Annotated in this window: 21 protein-coding genes; 9 read left to right on the top strand and 12 right to left on the bottom strand. The window is 42.2% G+C overall.

Going from position 1 to position 22,346, the window contains the following annotated elements; genetic code table 11:
- The first annotated feature begins 8 nt into the window (after positions 1-8).
- From Q7U33_RS00215 to Q7U33_RS00200, 4 genes are all read left to right on the top strand, one after another.
- A complete protein-coding gene (locus tag Q7U33_RS00215) occupies positions 9-1,832 on the top strand; it encodes a hypothetical protein (protein ID WP_304857288.1) in 1,824 nt (607 codons plus the stop codon).
- Positions 1,833-1,992: 160 nt separating this feature from the next.
- Positions 1,993-2,169: a hypothetical protein gene (locus tag Q7U33_RS00210; RefSeq protein ID WP_304857433.1), complete on the top strand. Its 177-nt coding sequence runs from the start codon at positions 1,993-1,995 to the stop codon at positions 2,167-2,169.
- 52 nt (positions 2,170-2,221) lie between these two features.
- A complete protein-coding gene (locus tag Q7U33_RS00205) occupies positions 2,222-2,638 on the top strand; it encodes a YdbL family protein (RefSeq protein WP_304857287.1) in 417 nt (138 codons plus the stop codon).
- Between the two features lie 49 nt (positions 2,639-2,687).
- Entirely contained in the window at positions 2,688-3,461 is a 774-nt protein-coding gene (locus Q7U33_RS00200) for a 3'-5' exonuclease (RefSeq protein WP_304857285.1), read from the top strand.
- 31 nt (positions 3,462-3,492) lie between these two features.
- Here the strand turns inward: Q7U33_RS00200 and Q7U33_RS00195 are convergent, their stop codons facing one another.
- Together Q7U33_RS00195 and Q7U33_RS00190 are read right to left on the bottom strand one after the other, a co-directional pair.
- Positions 3,493-4,569 carry a M48 family metallopeptidase gene (locus Q7U33_RS00195; RefSeq protein WP_304857283.1) on the bottom strand — a complete coding sequence of 359 codons (1,077 nt, stop codon included), beginning with the start codon at positions 4,567-4,569 and terminating at the stop codon, positions 3,493-3,495.
- A 90-nt stretch (positions 4,570-4,659) separates the two neighbouring features.
- Positions 4,660-5,106, bottom strand: a complete 447-nt coding sequence (locus tag Q7U33_RS00190) for a hypothetical protein (protein WP_304857281.1) — start codon at positions 5,104-5,106, stop codon at positions 4,660-4,662.
- Between the two features lie 112 nt (positions 5,107-5,218).
- Between Q7U33_RS00190 and rlmD the strand changes: the two genes are divergently transcribed.
- Positions 5,219-6,607, top strand: a complete 1,389-nt coding sequence (gene rlmD, locus Q7U33_RS00185; RefSeq protein WP_304857279.1) for a 23S rRNA (uracil(1939)-C(5))-methyltransferase RlmD — start codon at positions 5,219-5,221, stop codon at positions 6,605-6,607.
- A 141-nt stretch (positions 6,608-6,748) separates the two neighbouring features.
- Positions 6,749-7,453 (top strand): OmpW family protein, encoded by a 705-nt coding sequence (locus tag Q7U33_RS00180; RefSeq protein WP_304857277.1) that lies wholly within the window; start codon positions 6,749-6,751, stop codon positions 7,451-7,453.
- 313 nt (positions 7,454-7,766) lie between these two features.
- Here the strand turns inward: Q7U33_RS00180 and hemN are convergent, their stop codons facing one another.
- Positions 7,767-9,215, bottom strand: coding sequence for an oxygen-independent coproporphyrinogen III oxidase (gene hemN / locus Q7U33_RS00175; protein WP_304857429.1), 1,449 nt, complete (start codon positions 9,213-9,215; stop codon positions 7,767-7,769).
- A gap of 302 nt (positions 9,216-9,517) precedes the next feature.
- On the opposite strand from hemN, the gene fnr reads away from it, so the two are divergent.
- The 3 genes from fnr (at position 9,518) to Q7U33_RS00160 (ending at position 12,277) form a co-directional block, all read left to right on the top strand.
- The gene (gene fnr / locus Q7U33_RS00170; RefSeq protein ID WP_304857275.1) at positions 9,518-10,249 is read left to right on the top strand and encodes a fumarate/nitrate reduction transcriptional regulator Fnr; all 732 of its coding nucleotides are present in this window, start codon (positions 9,518-9,520) and stop codon (positions 10,247-10,249) included.
- A gap of 89 nt (positions 10,250-10,338) precedes the next feature.
- Entirely contained in the window at positions 10,339-11,187 is an 849-nt protein-coding gene (locus tag Q7U33_RS00165; protein ID WP_304857274.1) for a radical SAM protein, read from the top strand.
- Positions 11,188-11,275: 88 nt separating this feature from the next.
- The gene (locus Q7U33_RS00160; RefSeq protein WP_304857272.1) at positions 11,276-12,277 is read left to right on the top strand and encodes a 2-hydroxyacid dehydrogenase; all 1,002 of its coding nucleotides are present in this window, start codon (positions 11,276-11,278) and stop codon (positions 12,275-12,277) included.
- Positions 12,278-12,314: 37 nt separating this feature from the next.
- Here Q7U33_RS00160 and Q7U33_RS00155 read toward each other — a convergent pair whose 3' ends face one another.
- From Q7U33_RS00155 to ccoN, 9 genes are all read right to left on the bottom strand, one after another.
- Entirely contained in the window at positions 12,315-13,202 is an 888-nt protein-coding gene (locus Q7U33_RS00155; RefSeq protein WP_304857270.1) for a universal stress protein, read from the bottom strand.
- 38 nt (positions 13,203-13,240) lie between these two features.
- The gene (locus tag Q7U33_RS00150) at positions 13,241-14,365 is read right to left on the bottom strand and encodes an acetate/propionate family kinase (protein ID WP_304857268.1); all 1,125 of its coding nucleotides are present in this window, start codon (positions 14,363-14,365) and stop codon (positions 13,241-13,243) included.
- The gene (locus Q7U33_RS00145) at positions 14,353-16,731 is read right to left on the bottom strand and encodes a phosphoketolase (RefSeq protein WP_304857266.1); all 2,379 of its coding nucleotides are present in this window, start codon (positions 16,729-16,731) and stop codon (positions 14,353-14,355) included. The genes Q7U33_RS00150 and Q7U33_RS00145 overlap by 13 nt, the downstream gene beginning before the upstream one ends.
- Before the next feature lie 356 nt (positions 16,732-17,087).
- A complete protein-coding gene (locus Q7U33_RS00140; protein WP_304857264.1) occupies positions 17,088-17,372 on the bottom strand; it encodes a FixH family protein in 285 nt (94 codons plus the stop codon).
- A gap of 150 nt (positions 17,373-17,522) precedes the next feature.
- Positions 17,523-18,971 (bottom strand): cytochrome c oxidase accessory protein CcoG, encoded by a 1,449-nt coding sequence (gene ccoG / locus Q7U33_RS00135; RefSeq protein WP_304857262.1) that lies wholly within the window; start codon positions 18,969-18,971, stop codon positions 17,523-17,525.
- Between the two features lie 17 nt (positions 18,972-18,988).
- Positions 18,989-19,903: a cytochrome-c oxidase, cbb3-type subunit III gene (gene ccoP / locus Q7U33_RS00130; RefSeq protein ID WP_304857259.1), complete on the bottom strand. Its 915-nt coding sequence runs from the start codon at positions 19,901-19,903 to the stop codon at positions 18,989-18,991.
- 62 nt (positions 19,904-19,965) lie between these two features.
- Positions 19,966-20,103 carry a cbb3-type cytochrome c oxidase subunit 3 gene (locus tag Q7U33_RS00125; protein WP_304857257.1) on the bottom strand — a complete coding sequence of 46 codons (138 nt, stop codon included), beginning with the start codon at positions 20,101-20,103 and terminating at the stop codon, positions 19,966-19,968.
- Between the two features lie 28 nt (positions 20,104-20,131).
- Entirely contained in the window at positions 20,132-20,758 is a 627-nt protein-coding gene (gene ccoO / locus Q7U33_RS00120) for a cytochrome-c oxidase, cbb3-type subunit II (protein WP_304857255.1), read from the bottom strand.
- A gap of 11 nt (positions 20,759-20,769) precedes the next feature.
- Entirely contained in the window at positions 20,770-22,206 is a 1,437-nt protein-coding gene (gene ccoN / locus Q7U33_RS00115) for a cytochrome-c oxidase, cbb3-type subunit I (RefSeq protein WP_304857253.1), read from the bottom strand.
- Between the last annotated feature and the right edge of the window lie 140 nt (positions 22,207-22,346).

Here is a 22,346-nt window from a genome sequence, read left to right as displayed (position 1 = left end):
GTTTAGAGATGAGCGCTCTAAGCCGCATTGTTAGTTTCATTTGTTTGGTTTGTTATAGCATTTTTGCATATGCGGTTTCTGAGATATCCATCAGCGCTATGCATGTTGAGCATGAGATGGGCAATGCAAAAGATATCGCATTAAAAGTGCGCCTTAATCAACCTAAGCCTACGGTTACTTTGCATGCAGTATTTAATCCAGCAAAAACAGATGTACAGCGTAAGCCTGAAGATTGGATACAGTTTGATTTAGCTTGTGACCTTCCAAAACAGCTCAATACAATTGAGGCGCGTTGTATTAATGGACGCTTAAAAAGCACACGTGTTGACTTCCCTTTTGATTTGGAAATCAATCGCTTATTTAATCCCAATCAACTAGATTTAAATGCCACGCTTTCTTTGAAAGACGGGAGCTTTAGCGATGAGGCTGGATTGCATGCAGCAGAAAAGCTGACTGGCACCTTCACTGTTGGATTAAAACGAGAAGCGCTAGGTTGGCAATGGCAAGCCGCTCTGGATTGGAAAGCTGGTGAAGTGTACTGGCAGCCGTTTTATATTGAGCACGGCGGTCATGCGGTGACAGCCAGCGGCACACTAAAAGATGACATGCTTCATGTTCATCATGCGCACTTGAAGATTAATCGCGTGGGTGAGTTAGATGCAGATGGCCTTTTGCGGCTAAGTGATGCTAAGTTGCTCGATTTAAACGCCACACTCCCTAAACTAAATCTAAGCGCAGCTTATCCTCTGCTATTTAAGCCACTGTTAGGTAATACTGCGTTTAACAACGCCACGATTGAAGGCGATGCAGCATTGTCGCTTAAGATAAAGGATACAAAGTTACAGTCATTTACATTGAAACTGAATCATGTTGATATTGTAGATATCAACAACAAATTTGCGTTCTATCAGCTAAATGCCAATATTCCATGGAGCTATGAGGCATCTAACCCTGTTCAGTTAAGTTACGAGCATGGAAGTTTGCTTAACTTGCCTTTAGGTAAAACAGAGATTAATGCTGAGGTAAATCGCTACTCGCTAACTGCACCTAATATACGACTACCATTGTTAGATGGTGCTTTGAGTTTATCTGATATATCTGCGGCACGCATCCGTGACGAGTGGTATTGGCATTTAGCTGCAAGGCTTGAGCCCATATCCATGTCGGACTTTACAACACAGCTCAAGTTGCCACGTATGCTAGGTAAAGCCTCTGCTGAAATCCCCCTGGTGACTTATAGTCGGGGCATATTGACTACTGATGGTAGTGTGGTGCTACATGTGTTCAATGGTACGGCAACGGTCACTCATTTGACCATGCTTACCCCATTGGGAATCGCCCCGAAATTGAATGCGGATATTGCCTTAAGAAATTTGGATTTAGGTGAACTCACAAGAACATTCTCGTTTGGTGCGATTGAAGGTAAATTAGATGGAGATATTAAAGCCTTAGAACTACAAAACTGGAAGCCAGTGACTTTTGATGCCGTCGTACAAAGTAGCCCTGGAAAATATCCTAAAAAAATCTCACAACGTGCTGTAGAAAACATTTCTGCTTTAGGTGGCGGCGGTGCTGCCGCGGCTGTACAACGTAGTTTTTTACGATTTTTTGAGCAATTTAATTATGGAAAAATGGGGTTAAGTTGTCGGTTACGCAATGATATTTGTGAAATGGGCGGTGTTGAGTCAACCGCACATGGGTATATCATCGTTAAAGGAAGTGGTATCCCCGCAATTACAGTGATGGGGTACAATCAAACAGTAGGCTGGAGTGAACTCTTAGCACGGGTGAAGCGTGTGACTGATGGTAATACTAAGGCGGTTGTTGAATAAGTTGCTTGTTAAGTAAGGCTATTGTTGACACTGGCTGTTGTTGAATAGCGCAATGAGTTAACGCAATAAATTAAATAAGGTTGCAGTAGGGCGCAATGACCCCGAAGCCACTTTCAATATGAGTAGCTAATATAGCGTGCGTAATTTAAGAAAAGGATAAATGATGAAAAGTTGGTCGATTGCTTTGGTGTTGGCGTGTGCTTTACCCTCTTGTGTCACGATTAATATTTATTTCCCAGCAGCCGCGGCAGAAAAAGCCGCAGATAAGATTATTGATGATGTTTGGCAACTTAAAAATGGCGCAGGGAAGCCAAGCACTAATACGGTAGAGCCTTAATCAGTTGCAAATGCATGTTGGCAAAATAAATAACCCAGTTAAAGGAATCATCATGAAAAAAATCTTATTCAGCGTGTTGTTATTAGGCGCGATGTTTGCGAGTCAAATGGTGGTTGCCGCCGCAGACTTAGAGGTTAACACACCAGCAATTACAGCCATTAAGGGCAGTATGCAGTCTCGCCATGCACAGCTTGCGCCACACTATGCAAGTGGAGCGGTTGGCTTAACTAAAGATGGCATGGTTGCAGTGCGCGATGCTAATGCTGTACCGTTAAAAGATCGTGCGGCATTAAATGGCACAGTGGCGGCGGAGAATGCAGACCGCGCCAAACTATACAAAGAAATTGCTACGGCTAATGGACATCCTGAGTGGCAAGCTGAAATTCAAAGCACGTTTGCAAGCCGTTGGATTGATAAAGCACAAGGTGGTTGGTGGGTGCAGGGTGCTGGCGGTTGGACGCAAAAATAGTTGAGATACTTTTTTCCGTGTTTACTAAGATTTTAATAAAGCCCTTGCCATGACCCCTACATTAGTTTTTGATATTGAAACCATTCCAGATACAGATGGTTTGCGTACCTTGCTAGATTTACCCGCTGAAACCTCTGATGAAGATGTTGCTAATATTGCACTACACCAACGTCGGCAACAAAATGGTACCGAGTTTTTACCCTTGCACCAGCACCGAATTTGCGCGATTTCATGCGCATTACGTGAAGGTAAACAATTTAAAGTATGGACACTAGGCGATCCTGACTCCTCTGAAGCTGAAATTATTCAGCGTTTTTTTGATGGGATAGAAAAATATACGCCACAGATTATCTCGTGGAATGGGAGTGGTTTTGACTTGCCAGTGTTGCATTACCGCGGCTTAATTCACGAGATTAATGCCAGCCGTTACTGGGATTTAGGCGAGGATGACAAAGAGTTTAAGTGGAACAATTATATTAGCCGTTATCACACACGCCATTTAGATCTGATGGACGTGATGGCGATGTTTAACGCACGTGCTAATGCGCCATTGGATGATTTGGCGAAGCTGTGCGGCTTTCCTGGTAAGTTGGGGATGGACGGCAGTAAAGTGTGGGATGCCTATAAAGCTGGTCAGATTGCGCAAATTAGAGATTATTGTGAAACTGATGTGGCCAATACGCATCTGGTATTTTTGCGCTTTCAGCTGATGCGCGGACACCTATCGCCAGAAGCGTATGAAGCAGAAGTTAATTTAGTACGAGATACTTTATCAGGCTATACCGCGCCGCATTGGATAGAGTTCCTAGCGGCATGGAAATAGCGCATGATGTGTAAAGAATAAAGCGTCCTGTCTATTTCTTTAACTCAGGGTTAAGTGCAACGCCTTTTTCAAGTTTCCCTTTAATTTCTTTTACGGTTTCTTCAATGGCGACAAACCGCTCTGGTGTAGTAGGGTGAGAAGATTTTGTGGTGATTGCTTGTGAGTTATTAATCGCCATCCTTCTCCAAAAGCCAGCAGCGTTATCGATATTAAAACCAGCTTTTTGCATGATATATAAGCCAACGTAGTCGGCTTCTTGTTCAAACTCAACAGAGTATGCGTTGCCAGCCATGCCAGCGCCCATTCGGCTAAAGTCACCGTTTGTGTTGACGCCAGCAGTGGCTGCCGCGATATCAAGTAGTAAACCAAATACGCCACCTACAGTAGCATTTTTCTTTTTTGCATCAATGTGCTTCATGGCATTGTGAGCAAGCTCATGGCTGACGACGAGAGCCATCTCTTCGTCGGTCTTAAAAAAGTCCATGAGCCCCTTATAAACCACAATGTTTTTACCATCTGCATAAGCGTTTTTGGTGTCGTCTGGTGCTAGATGTACTTGAAAGTCACAGGATTTTACTGGCGTGATAGATACTTTGTGTTCTGTACCGTCTCTTAATACTGACATTTCTACTGGGGATAGACTTTTCGCTTGTTCTGCTAGTTTTTGTGATAATTGCTTATCGGCATCTTTGCCAATGGGTACAAGCCAGTGATTGATGGACACTAAAACATCACCTTCTTTTAGTGTTGCTCTTTCAGCAGGAGATTTTTCAACGACATGCAGAATTTTAAAACGCTCATCTAAACCAAATTTAGATTTAGTGACTTCTTTCCATGCTGGTTTAAAACCATCTCGATTCCAATAATTAAATCCGTAATAGCCAGCAGTTTTATCGCCGCATAAGTCACTGCCATCCGTAATAATCCGCGAAGAAACATTCTGTAGTTTTTTATAGTTACTCATGTAGTCTTCAACTACAAGTTCTTGTTGTTTCTTTGCCTCAGCGTTGGTGGTCTCGTTATTAGCAATCGGTGCTCGAGTTTGTGGTGCTGCGCATGCAGCAAGAAGTAGGGCTACGATAAATAGTGGTGATCTGGTCAGAAGCACGTTGATTTCCTTATGGTTTTTATTGATTTTTTTGATATGGAAGTTTAATTTCTGTTTTGTCTAGCAGTCAACAATCATGATGTTAGTTGATTAAAGAGTTTTTTCAGGCATGTTGCTTTGGTTTGCTTCTTTCCAGTTAAGAATGACTTTTTGATTGTTGTTGCCATCAATCGTTAATCGATGGCGTAGCTTTTCACCATTGTTCGTTGCCAGAATCGTATAAGTCCCTACTGATAAATTAATGTATAACATTGGTTTAGCATTCTTTAGTCTAAACACAAGCTCATTTTTATGATTGTAGATATTGATGTTAATCGCAGTGGCAGAATGACCATCTTCACCTTCTGAGAATATTAAGTTTAGTGTGAATTTTTTTGCATGCGGCCGCATTTCAATTACTTCTTCATGGCCAATGCCGCCAGTTAGGTATTGAATGCCATTTTTTGTGGTGCGAATTTGCTGTTCAGTCGCCTGTGCGAGTTGAAATATAGCAGTTCCAGCCAGCATGATTGAGATGATTAAGTTTTTTAGATTCATGAGAGAAATCATTTCTTATTACTTAAGATTGCTTGATATTAAAGCATTAATATTAAGTTTATCAAAATAAGATCATTTCCTCTAATACAAGCTCTGCGGTAAAATTTAGCCTATGAGAAAAAGACGAAATAAAGCACAAGCTGAAAATATACCAGCCCCAATTTTAACAGCGGTGATTGAATCATTAGACCAAGAAGGTCGTGGTGTTACCCATGTAGAAGGTAAAACGATTTTTGTTGACGGCGCATTGCCTGGTGAAAAAGTCACTTTCCAGTCTCACCGGATTAAACCGAGTTATGAAGTCGCTAACGTGGTTGAGGTGTTGAAACAATCTAACCAACGCGTCACACCGAAATGTCCTCATTTTGGACTATGTGGTGGTTGTAAATTGCAACATTTAGATTTTGCTGCGCAGGTTGCTACCAAGCAGCGTTTGCTAGAAAGTGATTTATGGCATATTGGCAAGGTAAAAGCTGAAAATATGCTACCACCATTGTATGGCCCGACTTGGGGCTATCGTCATAAAGCGCGTCTAAGTGTTAAATACGTAGAGAAAAAACAACGCGTATTGGTTGGTTTTAATGAGAAATCAACACGTTTTGTAGCAGATATGAATAGTTGTGAGGTATTAGTCCCCGAAGTTTCAGCCTTAATTACACCGTTACAAGATTTAATTTTGTTGCTGAGTATTAGAGATAAATTACCTCAAATAGAATTGGCGGTAGGTGAACCAGATGCTATTGAGCCTGATGTCAATGCACAATATAAGCCAGTGATTGTGTTGATTATGCGCATTATGGCACCGCTTAATACTCAAGACGAAAGCTTGCTTAAAGCATTTGCTAATGATCATGGCGTTCAGGTTTGGACACAAACCAAAGGGCCGGACACCATTAAACCTTTTTACCCTTTAAATGGCTCTGCACTTAGCTATAGCCTGCCAGAGTTTGATTTGAAATACCCATTTAAACCTAATGAGTTTACACAAGTGAACCCGCAAATTAATCAGGTGATGATTCGCCGTGCGATGCAGCTACTTTCACCTAAAGCGAACGAGAATATTGCTGACTTTTTTTGTGGTATTGGTAACTTCACGCTACCTATTGCACGTAGTGGCGCACAAGTGTTGGGTTTGGAAGGTCTTGCTAATCTCGTTGAACGTGCAAATGAAAGCGCGCAGTTAAATGAGATTAATCACGTTAAATTTGGCGTGGCAGATTTGTTTAAAATGACACCAGAGGCTTTAACTGGTTTAGGGCGCTTTAATAAATGGTTAGTTGACCCACCACGTGATGGGGCGTTTGAATTAGTGAAGTCACTAGACCCTAGTAATCAGCCAGAGTCTATTGTTTATGTATCTTGTAACCCAGCTACATTAGCACGTGATGCTGGTGTGCTGGTCAATGAAAAAGGGTATCAATTAAAAGCTGCGGGTGTGATTAATATGTTTCCACACACTGCCCACGTAGAGTCTATTGCTTTATTCACGTTAAATCATTAATTATTGTTGTGAAAAAACAACAAAAAATTGTTTAGCACCGCTTCATTTGATGCAAATCAAATGACCTCTAAAGTTAGCTCAATATAATTCAGCCATCGAATTTGTAATAGATAACTTAATTTTTAAGCGGAGAGTAAGAAAATGAAAAAATCATTTGTAGTGTTAGCTTTAGCTGCAGCGTTTTCACCAATGTTGGCGCAAGCTGAAGCGGGTGACTGGGTAGTACGTTTACGTGCAACTAACGTAAACCCATCTGAGAGCAGTAAGTTAGGTGAGAAAACTGCTCAGGCTTATGGAGAAGGTCTAGCTACTGCTTTATATGGCAACACGAGCGCTAATCTTCAAGTGGATAGTAACACTATTCCTGAGTTGGATATTTCTTACTATGTGACCAAAAACATTGCCTTAGAATTGATTTTGGCCTTGGGCACTAAACATGATGTTAAAACGTCAAGTGCAGGTGTTGCGCTTAATTCTAGAGATTTAGGTGAAGTTAATTTATTGCCACCTACGTTGACTGCGCAATGGCACTTTAATCCTGATCAAACGTTTGATCCGTATGTAGGTGCTGGTCTATCTTACGTGCGCGCAATGGATAATGGATTGAAAGCAAGGACTGCTATTGGTGATCAACCAATACGTATTGACCGTAATAGCTGGGGTCCAGCTATTCAAGCAGGTTTCGACGTGAATTTAAAAGACGGTTGGTTGGTTAACTTTGACGTTAAAAAGATTTGGTTTGATACTGACGTAAAACTTAACGTAAATGGCGGTGGCTGGAATAAAATAGATAAGTTACATGTCGACCCATTAGTAGTAAGCGTTGGCTTTGGTAAAAAGTTCTAATTGCTAAATTTGCAATGCGTTAAAACTAAAACAATTTAATTCAAGATTTTAAGGCTCCACATTTGCCCCTGTTGTCCTAGTAGCAGGGGCTTTTTTTATCTATATATCACCTGAGTAGATTTTTAATGAAATATCTTTAACTTGTTTGAAATTTTTGTAGAAGTGTTCTTAGCTTAGCGGTATATGTTTAGCAGTTTTATGGGAGATTGTACTGACTACGTGGCTTTGAAGTGGCTTTAAGCTAGTTCTGAGGTGATGCAGCGGTGTGCTGGATTAACATCCTGCACACCCATTTTATTGCTTAAATTGTTATTTAAATGATTTTAGAGAACCGAGCACGGTTGCGATCTGTTTGTAAGTAACGGTCAAAAATCATGCCTACCGCACGTACGAAGAACCATCCAAAGTCTGTGACTTGCAGACCTGAGTTTTCTAAGATAATCATGCCAGTTTTTTCTAGTTCTTTAAGTAGTTCCAGTTCTGAGGCAAAGTATTCTTTAAAGTTAATCATATAGGCAAGTTCTATAGATTCATACTGCAATTCACCCTGGCACATGATGGCCATAATCACGGCCCGACGTACTAGGTCGTCGCGTGTTAATGCTAGGCCACGTACGATTGGGAATCGACCTTGATTAAGAAAATCGTAATATTCTTCTAGTGTTTTAGCATTTTGACTATAAGTTGCACCTACGCGACCAATTGCAGAAACGCCCAGGCTAATTAAGTCACAATCTGGTTGTGTACTATAGCCTTGGAAGTTGCGATGTAGGCGGCCTTGGCGTTTGGCGATGGCTAGTGCGTCTGTAGGCAGGGCAAAATGATCCATACCTACATATACATAACCTGCGTTAAGGAATGTTGAAATCGCATTAGATAGCATCGCAATCTTTGCAGATGCCGCTGGTAGCTCGTAAGCATCAATTCTACGTTGAGGCTTAAAGCGCTCAGGCAAATGTGCATAAGCATATAATGCTATTCTTTCAGGTCTTAACTCCACAATTTGCGATAAAGTTTTTGAAAATGACTCTGGAGATTGCTTAGGTAAGCCATAAATCAGATCAACATTGACTGAATCAAATTTGAAGCGTCGTGCTGCTTCCATTAGCGAGAATACTTGTTCTGCTGGTTGAATGCGATGCACCGCTTTTTGTACTTCTGGATCAAAGTCTTGAACACCAAAGCTGAGACGGTTAAATCCAAGTTCTGCTAAGTGTTTCAAACGTTGTTCATTCACTGTACGTGGGTCAACCTCTATTGAGTATTCACCATGAGGCGCTAACACAAAACTGCGACGTATCATTGCCATCAGTTCGCTGAGTTCTTCATCGCTAAAAAAAGTAGGTGAGCCACCGCCTAAGTGCAATTGTGAGATGGTTTGACCAGCCCCTAAGTGCTCGATGTGTAAGTCAATCTCGCGGCTTAGATATCTTAAGTACTCCGCGCTACGCTCGTGATGTTTAGTCACGATTTTGTTGCAAGCACAAAAAAAGCAGAGTGACTCACAAAATGGGATATGTACATAAATAGATAAAGGCAGTGTTAAGCCACCAATACGACGTTGAGCTAAGGTTTGCTTGTAAGATTCTTCAGTAAATGCTTCAACAAATCGATCTGCGGTCGGGTAAGAGGTATATCTAGGACCTGAAACGTCAAATTTTTGTAAGGTTTCTGGTGTTAACGTAGGGACGGCACTTTCCTCCCCAACTTTAGTGTTTGTCGGTTGATTGCTAGGAAAATTGATTGTATTGTCGGCAACCATCATTTGTGACTCCTAAACCTTTGGGTTTATCCTGTAAATATAAAAATACACTCTGCACTATGGCCTTTTTACCCAACTTAAGTTAGGTTTGTTGCTGCAGTTCGCCTAGCTACAGAGCATTTTTGTTGTGATTACATACATCTAAATTTACAGGGCAAACTACAGGACTCTACTTTGCCACTACTGCCACTAAAGTACTTTGATACACATCAAAAGATAATTATGAATAATGATTATTTAATTCACTAGCGGCAAACTGCTGAAAGCGGTATCCTTATTAAAATCGTATCAATGGGCACATTATGCAACCTGTTTTAAATCCAGAAGCCATTAAAGTCGCTTGCTCAAACTGTAATCTGCGCGAGCTTTGCATGCCTGTCGGTTTTAACGCCGATGAAATGAAAAGGCTTGATGAAGTCGTTGAAAAACGCCGCCGCGTGAAACAGGGTGAGTTGCTATTTAATAGTGGGGATACCTTTACTTCTCTCTATGCAATCCGTACTGGATTTTTTAAAACCTGTGTGACCAGCGAAGATGGCCGGGAGCAAGTGACTGGCTTCCAAATGGCCGGTGAAATCATTGGTATGGATGGTATTGTCAGTGATCACCATAACTGTAATGCTATTGCGTTGGAGGATGCTGAAGTCTGTGTGATGCCTTTTGCAACGATTGAAGATCTATCTAGAGAGTTGCCTGTGTTGCAGCGGCATGTACACAAAATTATGAGCCGTGAAATTGTGCGTGAGAATAGTGTGATGATGCTCTTAGGTAATATGCGTGCGGAAGAGCGTTTGGCGGCATTTTTGCTGAACCTTGTACAACGTTTACATGCTAGAGGCTTATCTCAGTCTGAATTAGTGCTAAGGATGACACGCGAAGAGATTGGGAGTTATCTGGGTCTTAAATTAGAAACAGTGAGCCGTGCTTTTTCTAAATTTAGTGAAGATGGCATTATTGAAGTCAAGCAACGTTACGTCAAAATAATTGCACCTGATGCATTAAAGAAAATATTCAATCCGCAAACTTACTTTTAGTGAGTATTGTAAAGATTTACTTATTTTAATGACCAATTTCAAGTCAATCTACGACTTAAAATCTAAGACTTAAAAGTAATGATTCCTGCATGACCATAAAAATTCACCTTAGCACCACAGACCATAACCGTGATGTCGTCGGGCTCAAGTATATTTATCCAGTAATTTCACGGCGTGCTGGTGGCGTGTCTGTTGGCATTAATCTTAATGTCAATAACGCGTGTAATTGGCGTTGTATCTATTGTAATGTGCCTAACCTTACTAGAGGGTCACCGCCCGCTATTGAGTTAGATATCCTAGAGCAAGAGTTGCGAGCGTTTCTTCATGACGTGTTGCATGGTGACTTTATGCAAAAGCACGTTAATGAAGAGGATCGTCAGCTTAAAGACATTGCATTTTCAGGTAATGGTGAGCCAACCAGTGCAAAAGAGTTTCCACAAGTCCTGACACTAGTAGAACAGGTATTGCGTGATTTTGACCTGCTTGGAAAAATTAAAGTGAGGCTTATCACCAATGGGAGTTTGATGGATAAACCTTTGGTACTTGAGAGCATGAAGCATCTGGCAAAGCTGAATGGCGAGGTTTGGTTTAAAGTAGATGGTGGCTCTAAGGATGCGATTGCACGTGTGAACGATGTGAATCTAAATCCAGAGAGTCACTTACAACGCTTAAGGCAGTGTGCGATCGCTTGCCCAACCTATATACAAACCTGCATGTTTTCCTTAGATGGATTGCTGCCAAGTGAAGCTGATATCAATGATTACCTTACTCTGGTTAGTCAAGCAAAGGATGTCATTAAAGGTGTGCATCTTTATGGGCTGGCGCGTCGCTCAGAGCAGGTTGAGGTCGATAGGCTGTCAAGATTACCTGCTGAATGGCTTGAAGCAATGGGGCAACGTATCCGAGAATATGGAATCACGGTGTATGTTAGTCCATGATGATATTGCTTGGTTAATACATCATATTAGACTGCATTGAGGCGTTGCTAGCGTTTTTGGTTGGTTTATTTCATGATAGCGAGTAAAAATGCGCGTTGCTGTATTTAGCACTAAATCTTACGACAAAACTTATCTTGATTCAGCCAATTCGGGTCAGCATCAACTGGTTTATTTAGAACCTAGACTCGACTCAACGACTGCTTTTGCTGCTGAGGGTGCGCAAGCTGTGTGTGTCTTTGTGAATGACGTGCTTGATGCTGAAGTGATTGCAATCCTTGCAAAACAGCGTGTGCAGTTAATCACTTTGCGCTGTGCTGGTTTTAATCACGTCGACTTAGAGGCCGCAAAACGACATGGTATTACTGTGGCACGCGTACCAGAATATTCACCACATTCAGTAGCTGAACATGCCGTTGCCTTAATGTTGACCCTGAATCGTAAGATTCACCGTGCTAGCGCCCGTGTACGGGAAGCTAATTTTTCATTAGATGGACTGCTCGGTTTTGACATGTATGGCAAAACTGTTGGTGTAGTTGGCACAGGCAAAATTGGCCAATGTGTGGCAAAAATCATGGTGGGTTTTGGTTGTAAAGTGTTGGCGTATGACCCATATCCCAATCAGCAGTGTATAGAAGTTGGTGCAAGTTATGTAGCACTTGAAGAATTATTGAGTAGTAGTGATATTGTCAGTTTACATTGCCCACTAACGCCTGAAACGCATCATTTAATTGATGAAAAAGCGATTAAGCAGATGCGGGCTGGGGTGATGCTGATTAATATTAGTCGAGGAGCTGTCATTGATACTCGTGCGATTATTCGTGGATTAAAGTCTGGTGTGATTGGTAGCTTAGGGCTTGATGTATACGAAGAGGAAGAGAATCTATTTTTCAGGGATTTATCCAGCACCGTTATTCATGATGATGTATTTGCGCGCTTATTGACGTTTCCAAACGTAGTCATTACTGGACATCAGGCATTCTTTACTGATGAGGCATTAACAGAGATTGCTAGTACTACCATTGCCAATATTTCTGCATATGAGCTTTCTGGAAATGTTGTGCATCCTGTTTCTGTGGAGCGGCTTGTTTAATTAATTGTCGTCATCGGTGTAGTTTAAATCAGTATTCTTAGTTGGTTAAAAGTACATCACAGGTTGCAGAATAGGCAACACCTTTACTTACACTACCAAGTAACCAGTTTTCAATCCCGCTTTTCTCATTTTTACCTATCGTGATTAAATCAGCGCGCTGCGTTTTTGCATGATTACAAATACTTTGTGACGGGTAGCCAGACAGTATTGTTCTAGATACTTTTGTACCAAGGGTCTGCTCATTAAAAATTGCACTGAGTCTGCTATCTGCATCTGCTAATGCTTGAGTGCGGTACTGTTGTAATAATGCTTCATTCATGCCGGCCTTGTACATATGCGCTTCCTGATTGGTATCAAATATCAGCAAACCCTCGATTTGAGCATCTGGAGCGATTGTCCGTGTGAGTGCAGGCACTTTTTCAGCACCAGCAGAGAAGTTCACCGCTGCAATGACATGGCGGTATGGCGGTGTGGTGGCGTCTTTATTTTTAACAATTAAAATTGAGCATTTTGAAACTGTCATGAGCCGTGAAGTTGTTGAGCCTAGTAGTTTTTCAAGCAGGCTATGTTCACCTTGAGCCCCTGTCACAACTAGCCCAGCGTTGACTTGGTCAGCATACTGAGAGATTTCAGTATGTGCACGACCTATGCGGGTGGCGGCTTCTACCGCTATATTAAATTGCTCACGAAGTTGAAATGCCAATGTGTCTATTTGCGTTTTGACTATTTCTTGCTGTGCTTGTTGGTAGTGTGTTTGAAAACTGAAGGAAAGCTCTGAACCCGCGTATAGATCAAGCGGATGTACTACATGGATCAGATGCAGTTTTGCACCAAGTGCTTTACTAATTAAGGCGGCACGATTGACGGCCAAATCTGCTTCTGCTGAAAAATCAGTACCTGCGACTACATGGGTAATGGGTTGCATGTTACTCTCCTCAATAAAGCGTTGCCTAATCACTAAAATTATAGATGGCTGAAACTATAGGCTAATCTAGCCATTTCTGCTTCCTCATCGGCTGGAATCATCAAAATAGGTTTTGAATCCATGTTGCTTAACACTGTGGCATGTTGTTGGTTTTTTTCAATATTTAATTTGAATCCCATAAACTCAAGATGATCACAAATCATCGCGCGTACCAATGCAGAGTGTTCTCCAATGCCGCCTGTAAAGACAATGGCATCAAGGCCGCCCACTTTTGCTGCGTATGCACCTATTGTAGCCCTAACTTGTCTTGTAAAAAAAGCAATTGCAAACTTGGCATGAGCGCTAGTACTTGCAATCAGTGTCGACATATCGCTACTTTCACCATTTGATAGTGCCAATAAGCCCATTTTTTGATAAACAAGTTCTGAAAGTGCATGATAGTCATGGTCTTTTGTCAGCTCTAACATCACCCCTGGGTCAATATCTCCGCTACGTGTTGCCATTGGAATACCACCAGCAGGGGAGTAGCCCATACTGGTATCAATAGAGCGTAAATTTTTAATCAGGCATAAACTAGCACCACTACCAAGATGCGCAATCACAACATGACCATTTGCAGTTGCGCCAATATGCTGGGTTAGTTGTTGTGCGATGTTTGCATAATTGAGCCCATGAAAGCCATAGCGCCGATAGTCGAGTGCTTTGGGTATTGGGAGGCGGTAAGCTAGTTCTGAAAGGGTGTGATGAAAGGCTGTATCAAAACAGGCGACTTGAACTAGCTTAAATCGATCAGCAAACGCTTGCGTACAAATATCTACACCTTGCAGGTTACTTGGCATGTGAAGTGGTGCTAAGTGTGTGATGCTTTCAAGCCTGCTGCGTTCATTGGCGTCAATCAGTCTGGCAGCTTCGGCAATATCACCGCCATGTACAAACCGATGACCAATTAACAGCGTATGTTTTTGTAAGGTCCTGTTATCGTTTGTGAGTGCAACTTTTAAGTCATCCAGTAATTGCTCAAAAGCTTTGGCGTGATAGTTACCATGTTTTTGATCTGGGGTTTGCCTGTAGCAATAATTAATACGTTGACCATCTGACAGAAATAAGCTGGCTTTGAGGCTGGATGAGCCACAATTGATGGTGAGCGTGGTTAATGTTTCCATGTCCACTCGTCTTCTTCTGGTAGATCAACGCCATGTTCATAGGCGTATCTGCAACATTCAATCTGTCTGTTGCGAAGCTGTTCTTGCACATGCCCACCAATTTTTTGTAGAGATGGAATGCGGTTGATAGCATCAATCGCTAGGCTAAATCTGTCAATCTGATTTTGTATAGCGAGTTCTAATGGGGTGTTGATACTGCCTTTCTCTTTATAGCCGCGCACATGCAAATTACAATGGTTGGTGCGGCGATAGGCAAGGCGGTGTATCAAATATGGATAGCCATGGAAGTTAAAAATGATGGGCTTGTTGGTAGTAAACAGGCTATCAAACTCACGATCAGACAAGCCATGTGGGTGCTCAATTTGAGGTGATAATTTGTAGAGGTCTACGACGTTAATGAAGCGCACTTTAAGTTTTGGAAAATGCTCGCGTAATAAGGATGTTGCGGCCAGCGCTTCTTTGGTGGGGATGTCGCCCGCACATGCCATCACTAAGTCAGGCTCTTCACCTTGGTCGTTACTTGCCCAATCCCATATACCTAGACCTTTTGTGCAATGCTCAATCGCCGCGTCCATATTTAAATATTGCAGATGCTTCTGTTTGTCGCAAACAATGACATTAATGTAGTCTGTGCTGTTAAGGCAGTGGTTTGCTACAGAAAGTAAGCAGTTCACATCAGGTGGCAGGTAAATACGTGTGACTTCTGGGCTTTTGTTTACCACAATGTCTAAAAAGCCAGGGTCTTGATGCGTAAAGCCGTTGTGATCTTGCCGCCATACTGTAGAGGTGATGAGTAAATTTAAAGATGAAATAGGTGCGCGCCATGGCACATCTTTAGACATAGCCAGCCATTTTGCATGTTGGTTAAACATCGAGTCAATCACGTGAACAAAAGACTCATAAGTTGAGAAGAAACCGTGGCGACCCGTGAGTAAATAGCCCTCTAACCAGCCTTCAACAGTATGTTCAGATAACATCTCCATGACGCGACCATCTGGAGACAGTTCGCCACCATCAGTATCTTCTGGCAAGTAGTCAGCTAGCCAAGTTTTTTTACTTACCTCATAAATATCATCAAGTTTGTTTGAGCTGTTTTCATCTGGACCGAATACGCGAAAATTATGCATATTTTTTTGCATGATGTCGCGTAAGAACTTACCTAGTGGTTTTGTGTTTGGTGCTGAAATCTTTGCTGGTGCTTCTAATGCAACCGCATAGTCGTCAAAGTTTGGCATGCGCAATGCCTTGCGCAACAAGCCTCCATTGCTGTGAGGGTTAGCACTCATGCGGCGTTCTTTGTGAGGTGCAAGCGATTTCAGTTCGGCATTTAATTGCCCATTTTCATCAAATAGCGTTTCAGGTTGATAGCTCCTCAACCAGGTTTCTAGTTGTGCTAGATGCTGAGGATTATCCTTTATATTGCTCATTGGTACTTGATGCGCTCTCCAAAAACCTTCTACTTTATGACCATCTACTTCTTGAGGGCCAGTCCACCCTTTAGGGCTGCGCAAAACAATCATCGGCCACAGTGGGCGCTTGGGGTTGTTGGTGTCGCGTGCTGTTTTTTGTATTGCTTTAATCTCATTAATGCATTGTTCTAGTGTGGCAGCCATTTTTTGATGCATGGTGTTCGGGTCGCTACCCTCCACAAAATATGGCGTCCATCCGTATCCCATGAATAGATGTTTGAGTTCATCATGTGAAATACGGGAAAGAATACTGGGGTTATTAATTTTATAGCCATTGAGATGCAGTATTGGCAATACAGCACCATCACGAATGGGATTAAGAAACTTATTAGAATGCCAAGAAGTGGCAAGTGGACCTGTTTCAGACTCACCATCGCCAACCATAACGGTAACCAGCAGGTCTGGGTTGTCGTAAGCGGCGCCAAATGCATGTGAAATACTATAGCCTAGCTCGCCTCCTTCATGAATTGAGCCCGGCATTTCTGGTGTGCAGTGGCTACCGATACCACCAGGGAATGAGAACTCTTTAAAAAAGTGCTTTAGGCCTTCTTCATCTTCACTTTTGTTTGGGTAAACCTCACTATAAGTGCCCTCTAGGTAAATTGGACCTAACACACCAGGCGCACCATGCCCTGGACCTGCTAAAAAGATGGCGTTTAGATCAAACTTCTTGATTAAGCGGTTGATATGTACATAAGCAAAACTTAGTCCTGGGCTAGAGCCCCAATGTCCAAGTAAGCGTTGCTTGATATGTTCTGGCTTGAGCGGCTGCTTTAGAAGTGGATTGTCACGGAGATAGATCATACCCGCGGCTAAATAGTTACAAGCGCTCCAGTATTGGTGTGTGAGTCTAAGTTCGTTGCTAGATAATACGTTGTTGTCTGTTTTGTCGCTCATCGGTCATTCTCCTTTAAGCCTATCAATCAGCTAAATGTGTCTGATTGTGGCCATGGTCTTCATGAGTTGCACTTATTGACTAACTATTGAGTAGATAATATTAGCAGTTTTTTTAACATCATTATTTTTATAAAAAATAGTGAGCTTTCATATCAACATGAAGTTCACTTCATGTTGTCAATTTAATAGTTAGCACTGTTGTTGGTTGGGCTGAGATTTTTTTGTTAAAAACTACTGGAAGGCACACCATAAAACATGGTCATTAGATTAGCAGGTTATGCAGGATAGAACCAACAGCAAAGTGGTTCTATTTCCCTCAGATAATATTAGTTGCTTCTAGACGGCAGGAGCAATGATTAAGGGTTGGTAGGTTTAATGCCAGTTGCGGCATGGTTTCGTCCTTGAATCGCTGGAACTAAACCATCATGCCTACCTTCTAGTGTTTGGTTAATTTCAATCCCTTTGCGGTAGTAGTCTGCATCCACGACAGGGTCAGGTACTTTGATGGCAAAGTAAAGTGTAATAAATGATGCGACAACGACAGTTAATGGCCCGCCAACCACAAGCCACATATGACCGTAATGCCACCATGCCTTTGATGTAGTTTCAGAACTTAAGTCACTGCTGTTTAGATTGCTCATATTTACCTCTGATTAAAACAATTCATGTTGTTCGGGTGTGGTTTACATTAAAAGTACATTAACTTTGCTTCGTAATATTCGTTTTATTGGTGTTGCTTACCTCAATCCCGTCATACCTTTTAAGAGTATGTGTCGCTTATTAAGCGCTAGTTATCTAGGCACTAGAAAGATCGATTTTTCAGTGACAACTGCATTACTCCCGGTTGCTTTAATCTCAAATATCACTGTATGAGAGCCAGACTTCATTGACCCATCTGGAATCTGCAACCTTACTGGAACTCCACGAGACTCAGCAGGGTTAACCGCTACTGTATGATTAGCATCTAATACATCTGATTGAATCACCAGTTGATCAAGTCCAGTGGCTTTCAATTGGTAATGCTGTGTAGATTCCGTAGCGTTCATAATCTGTAAGCGATATACATTTTCCAACATTCCACCTTCAGCCAAGCGAGCCATGACACCACGGTCACGAATGACATCTACTTTAAATGGAGAGCGTAACCATAAACTCGTTAATAAAGTGACCACTAGCAAAATGAGTACAGTTGCATAAATCATTACGCGCGGACGTAAGATACGTTTTAACATTTGCGCATGTGACCAACCATTGGTCATCGCGGTTTGTGTCGAGTATTTCACTAACCCACGTTCGTAACCCATTTTATCCATGACGGTGTCGCAAACATCAGCACATGCGCCGCAACCAATACATTCATATTGCAATCCCTTACGGATATCAATGCCAGTGGGACACACTTGTACACACATACTGCAATCAATACATGAACCTAATTTCTGGTTTGTTAAATCTGCTTTACGTGAACGACTGCCACGAGGTTCACCTCGAGCCTCATCATAAGTGACGATTAACGTATCATCGTCGAACATTGCACTTTGGAACCGTGCGTAAGGGCACATATACTTACAAACTTGTTCACGCATAAATCCTGCATTGCCGTATGTTGCAAACCCGTAGAATCCAATCCAGAATGTCTCCCAAGGCCCAAGGCCCATATTGACTACTGCAGTGCTTAATTCACGAATTGGGGTGAAGTAGCCTACAAATGTAAAACCAGTCCATAACGCAAATGCAATCCATACAAAATGCTTAGTAGCCTTTTTAACGAGTTTCTTGCTGGACATTCCAGCATCATCTAATTTCATACGCGCGGCGCGGTCACCCTCTATTTTTGCCTCAATCCAAAGAAATATTTCGGTGTAGACAGTTTGTGGGCAGGTGTAGCCACACCATAATCGTCCAGCAATGGCTGTGAATAAAAATAGTGATAAGGCGGAGATGATGAGAATGGCAGTGAGGTAAATCAGGTCTTGCGGATATAAGACTAAGTTAAAGATATAAAAGCGTTTGGCTTCTAAGTCAAATAATAAGGCTTGGCGGCTACCCCATTCAATCCATGGAATGCCGTAAAAAACTATTTGCGTGAGCCAGATCATGACCCAGCGCCATTTAGTAAAGAACCCGAAGGTGCTGCGCGGATATATTTTTTCCGCAGCAGCGTACAAATTAATCACAGTTGTCTCGTTAGGCGCATCTAATGCGCTTGTTGAGGCCTTCGGGTCTTTAGTATTGCTCATATTAAATGTGAATACCTTTATTGAGGGTTAGTGTTATTAGATAAACTCCAAACATAAGCAGTGAGTACGTGGATCTGCTCAGGTGAGAATTTAGCTGACTGCGCTGGCATTTGGTTAGTCACGCCAAGATTGATACGTTTGATAATCGCTTCTTCACCAGCACCATGTAGCCAAATGTTGTCTGTTAAGTTAAGCGCACCCAATGCTTGATTACCTGTTCCATCAGCACCATGGCAAGCTGCACACACTGCAAACTTCTCTTTACCTAATGCGGCGCGTGCGGTGTCGTGTTTGCTAGCAGAGAGGCTAAGTACATAGTGAGCTACATTCTTAACATCTTCTTCATTGCCAACCGCAGCAGCCATCGGGGGCATCATCCCCATACGGCCATTGGTGATAGTTTCTGTGATTTTCTCAGGGCTACCGCCATAAATCCAGTCATGATCCGTTAAGTTAGGAAAGCCTTTACTGCCGTGTGCATCAGAACCGTGACATAGCGCACAGTTGTTCATAAATAAACGCTCACCAATGGCTTGTGCTTCCTTATTGGTAGCGAGTTCTTCAATTGGCATTGCCGCAAATTTGGCATAAATCGGTGCCACTTTTGCGTTAGCTGCAGCCATTTCTTGCTCATATTGACCTACTTGTGACCAGCCTAACTTGCCAGCGTAACCACCAAGTGCCGGGTAAGCTAAGAAGTAAAACAATGAAAACACAATCGTGATAATAAACATCCATACCCACCAACGTGGTAATGGGTTATTCATTTCACGCAGGTTTTCATCCCACACATGCCCGTTTGTATTGTCACCATTTGGACTATTAGCTTTAATTTTGCTAGTCACCCATAGTAACAATGCACAACCAATTACACCAGCCAAAGATATCACCGTGATGAATATTGGCCAAAAACTACTGGTAAAGTCGCTCATTTTGTTTTCCTCTAAACTTCTAAAATGAAGTTTTAAAAAGTGTTTATTTAGTCTTTTAAACTTTAATCATTAGTAAAGGGCAGGTTAGCTGCTTCTTTAAAATCTGATGTATTACGGCGTTTCCAAGTCCAACCCATGATGCCTAGAAACACGGCAAAGCTAGCAATCGTGGCAAGAATCCGTAGCGTATTGATATCCATGGTATTGCTCCCTAGTTTCTAAGTTAATTTATTTAAGATGTGTGCCTAATACTTGCAAGTAAGCAATGACCGCATCTAATTCAGATACACCCTTGGCTTCTTCAGCCGCACCTTCAATTTGCTCATCAGTGTATGGCACGCCTACTGCACGTAATGCACGCATATTTGGCGCAAGAGAGGCTGCATCTACTTTGGTAGTTTCCAACCAAGGGTAGGCTGGCATAATTGACTCAGGTACAAGGTCGCGTGGGTTAATTAAGTGAATACGTTGCCATTCATCACTATATTTACCACCAACACGGTGTAGGTCTGGACCTGTACGTTTACTGCCCCATTGGAATGGGTGGTCGTAAACAAACTCGCCAGCGACTGAGTAATGGCCATAACGCAATGTTTCAGCACGGAACGGACGAATCATTTGCGAGTGGCAGTTATAGCAACCTTCGCGAATGTAGATGTCTCGTCCAGCAAGTTGCACTGCTGTGTATGGCTCTAAACCTTTAATTGGCTCAGTGGTTGATTTTTGAAAGAACAACGGTACGATTTCTACTAGCCCACCAAACGCAACAACGACCAGTATCAGCACAATCATCAGAAAGTTGCTGGTCTCAATTTTTTCGTGGCTGAAGCCAGTATTTTTATCTTGATTAGACATGATTGTTTTCCTTAAGCGTGAGCAGCAACTGGTGGAATTGTGGCTGTAGCAGCTTTACCACTGGTTGCTGTTTTAATAACGTTCCACAACATGATAGTCATGCCACTTAGATAGAGCAGGCCACCCAACATACGAATGATGTAGTAAGGTTGTTTTGCTTTAACAGACTCAACAAAAGTGTATGTCAATGTGCCATCAGTATTAATTGCACGCCACATTAAACCTTCCATCACACCTGAAATCCAAAGTGCTGAGATGTAAAGTACGATACCTACAGTCGCTAGCCAAAAATGCAACTCAATGGCCTTGATGCTGTGCATTTGTTTTTGACCAAATAAGCGCGGAATCATGTAGTAGATAGCGCCCATTGAAACCAAGCCAACCCAGCCTAAAGCGCCTGAGTGAACGTGTCCAACAGTCCAGTCTGTGTAGTGTGAAAGTGAGTTAACTGTTTTAATCGCCATCATTGGGCCTTCAAACGTACTCATACCGTAGAAAGACAATGAAACAATCATGAAACGTAAAATTGGGTCTGTACGTAATTTGTGCCACGCGCCTGATAAGGTCATCATGCCGTTAATCATGCCACCCCAGCTTGGTGCTAATAAAATCAATGAGAAAGCCATGCCTAATGACTGTGTCCAGTCAGGCAGTGCTGTGTAGTGCAAGTGGTGAGGACCCGCCCACATATAAGTGAAAATCAATGCCCAAAAGTGCACAATAGATAAGCTGTATGAGTATATCGGGCGGTCTGCTTGTTTTGGCACAAAGTAATACATAATGCCTAAGAAACCAGCTGTTAAGAAGAAACCAACCGCGTTATGACCGTACCACCATTGCACCATTGCATCTTGTACACCAGCATAAGCTGAGTATGATTTCATCATGCTAGCTGGCATTGCCGCGCTGTTTACAATATGCAATAAAGCGACGGTAAGAATAAATGCGCCAAAGAACCAGTTTGCAACATAAATATGTTTTACTTTACGCGTACCAATCGTGCCAAAAAATACAATGGCATAAGACACCCAAACAACCGCAATCAGCAAGTCAATTGGCCACTCAAGCTCTGCATATTCTTTACCTTGAGTGAAGCCTAATGGCAATGAAACCGCAGCAGCAACAATGACTAATTGCCAACCCCAGAATGTAAACTTTGCTAATGATGGTAGAAATAATGTCGTATGACAGGTTCTTTGTACTACGTAGTATGACGTGGCAAATAACGTACAGCCACCAAATGCAAAAATCACAGCATTCGTATGAAGTGGTCGTAAACGGCCAAAACTTGTCCAAGGTAAGCCTAGGTTAAGTTCAGGCCAAACAAGTTGAGCGGCGATAATTACGCCTACTAACATGCCGACCACGCCCCAAACCACGGCCATGATAGAAAATTGCCGTACAACGGAATCGTTATACGTAGTTGATTGCGAATTCGAGACTTGCATTTAGTTCTCCCCCAAGTGCTTTTAAAATGCCATTAATAATTTATTGCGAGTTTTACACGTGGCATTTTGTCGCAGCTTTAGTAAATGACATTTGATGCATATCAAATCGTTTGCGATTCAAAAAAATTAAAAGTTGATGA

Source organism: Methylotenera sp., from assembly GCF_030653755.1.
Lineage (GTDB): Bacteria > Pseudomonadota > Gammaproteobacteria > Burkholderiales > Methylophilaceae > Methylotenera.
The sequence above is the reverse complement of the archived record's forward strand: the minus strand, read 5'-3'. Positions and strand labels throughout refer to the sequence as shown.

Excerpts from the sequence above, each read along its gene's own strand:
- Q7U33_RS00160 (WP_304857272.1), top strand. The coding sequence starts at position 11,276 with ATGCGCGTTGCTGTATTTAGCACTAAATCTTACGACAAAACTTATCTT.
- ccoO (WP_304857255.1), bottom strand. The coding sequence starts at position 20,758 with ATGTCTAATCAAGATAAAAATACTGGCTTCAGCCACGAAAAAATTGAG.
- rlmD (WP_304857279.1), top strand. The coding sequence starts at position 5,219 with ATGAGAAAAAGACGAAATAAAGCACAAGCTGAAAATATACCAGCCCCA.
- ccoG (WP_304857262.1), bottom strand. The coding sequence starts at position 18,971 with ATGAGCAATACTAAAGACCCGAAGGCCTCAACAAGCGCATTAGATGCG.
- Q7U33_RS00200 (WP_304857285.1), top strand. The coding sequence starts at position 2,688 with ATGACCCCTACATTAGTTTTTGATATTGAAACCATTCCAGATACAGAT.
- Q7U33_RS00150 (WP_304857268.1), bottom strand. The coding sequence starts at position 14,365 with ATGGAAACATTAACCACGCTCACCATCAATTGTGGCTCATCCAGCCTC.
- Q7U33_RS00190 (WP_304857281.1), bottom strand. The coding sequence starts at position 5,106 with ATGAATCTAAAAAACTTAATCATCTCAATCATGCTGGCTGGAACTGCT.
- Q7U33_RS00215 (WP_304857288.1), top strand. The coding sequence starts at position 9 with ATGAGCGCTCTAAGCCGCATTGTTAGTTTCATTTGTTTGGTTTGTTAT.
- Q7U33_RS00210 (WP_304857433.1), top strand. The coding sequence starts at position 1,993 with ATGATGAAAAGTTGGTCGATTGCTTTGGTGTTGGCGTGTGCTTTACCC.
- Q7U33_RS00180 (WP_304857277.1), top strand. The coding sequence starts at position 6,749 with ATGAAAAAATCATTTGTAGTGTTAGCTTTAGCTGCAGCGTTTTCACCA.
- Q7U33_RS00165 (WP_304857274.1), top strand. The coding sequence starts at position 10,339 with ATGACCATAAAAATTCACCTTAGCACCACAGACCATAACCGTGATGTC.
- hemN (WP_304857429.1), bottom strand. The coding sequence starts at position 9,215 with ATGGTTGCCGACAATACAATCAATTTTCCTAGCAATCAACCGACAAAC.
- Q7U33_RS00205 (WP_304857287.1), top strand. The coding sequence starts at position 2,222 with ATGAAAAAAATCTTATTCAGCGTGTTGTTATTAGGCGCGATGTTTGCG.
- Q7U33_RS00155 (WP_304857270.1), bottom strand. The coding sequence starts at position 13,202 with ATGCAACCCATTACCCATGTAGTCGCAGGTACTGATTTTTCAGCAGAA.
- Q7U33_RS00145 (WP_304857266.1), bottom strand. The coding sequence starts at position 16,731 with ATGAGCGACAAAACAGACAACAACGTATTATCTAGCAACGAACTTAGA.
- Q7U33_RS00140 (WP_304857264.1), bottom strand. The coding sequence starts at position 17,372 with ATGAGCAATCTAAACAGCAGTGACTTAAGTTCTGAAACTACATCAAAG.
- Q7U33_RS00125 (WP_304857257.1), bottom strand. The coding sequence starts at position 20,103 with ATGGATATCAATACGCTACGGATTCTTGCCACGATTGCTAGCTTTGCC.
- ccoP (WP_304857259.1), bottom strand. The coding sequence starts at position 19,903 with ATGAGCGACTTTACCAGTAGTTTTTGGCCAATATTCATCACGGTGATA.
- fnr (WP_304857275.1), top strand. The coding sequence starts at position 9,518 with ATGCAACCTGTTTTAAATCCAGAAGCCATTAAAGTCGCTTGCTCAAAC.
- ccoN (WP_304857253.1), bottom strand. The coding sequence starts at position 22,206 with ATGCAAGTCTCGAATTCGCAATCAACTACGTATAACGATTCCGTTGTA.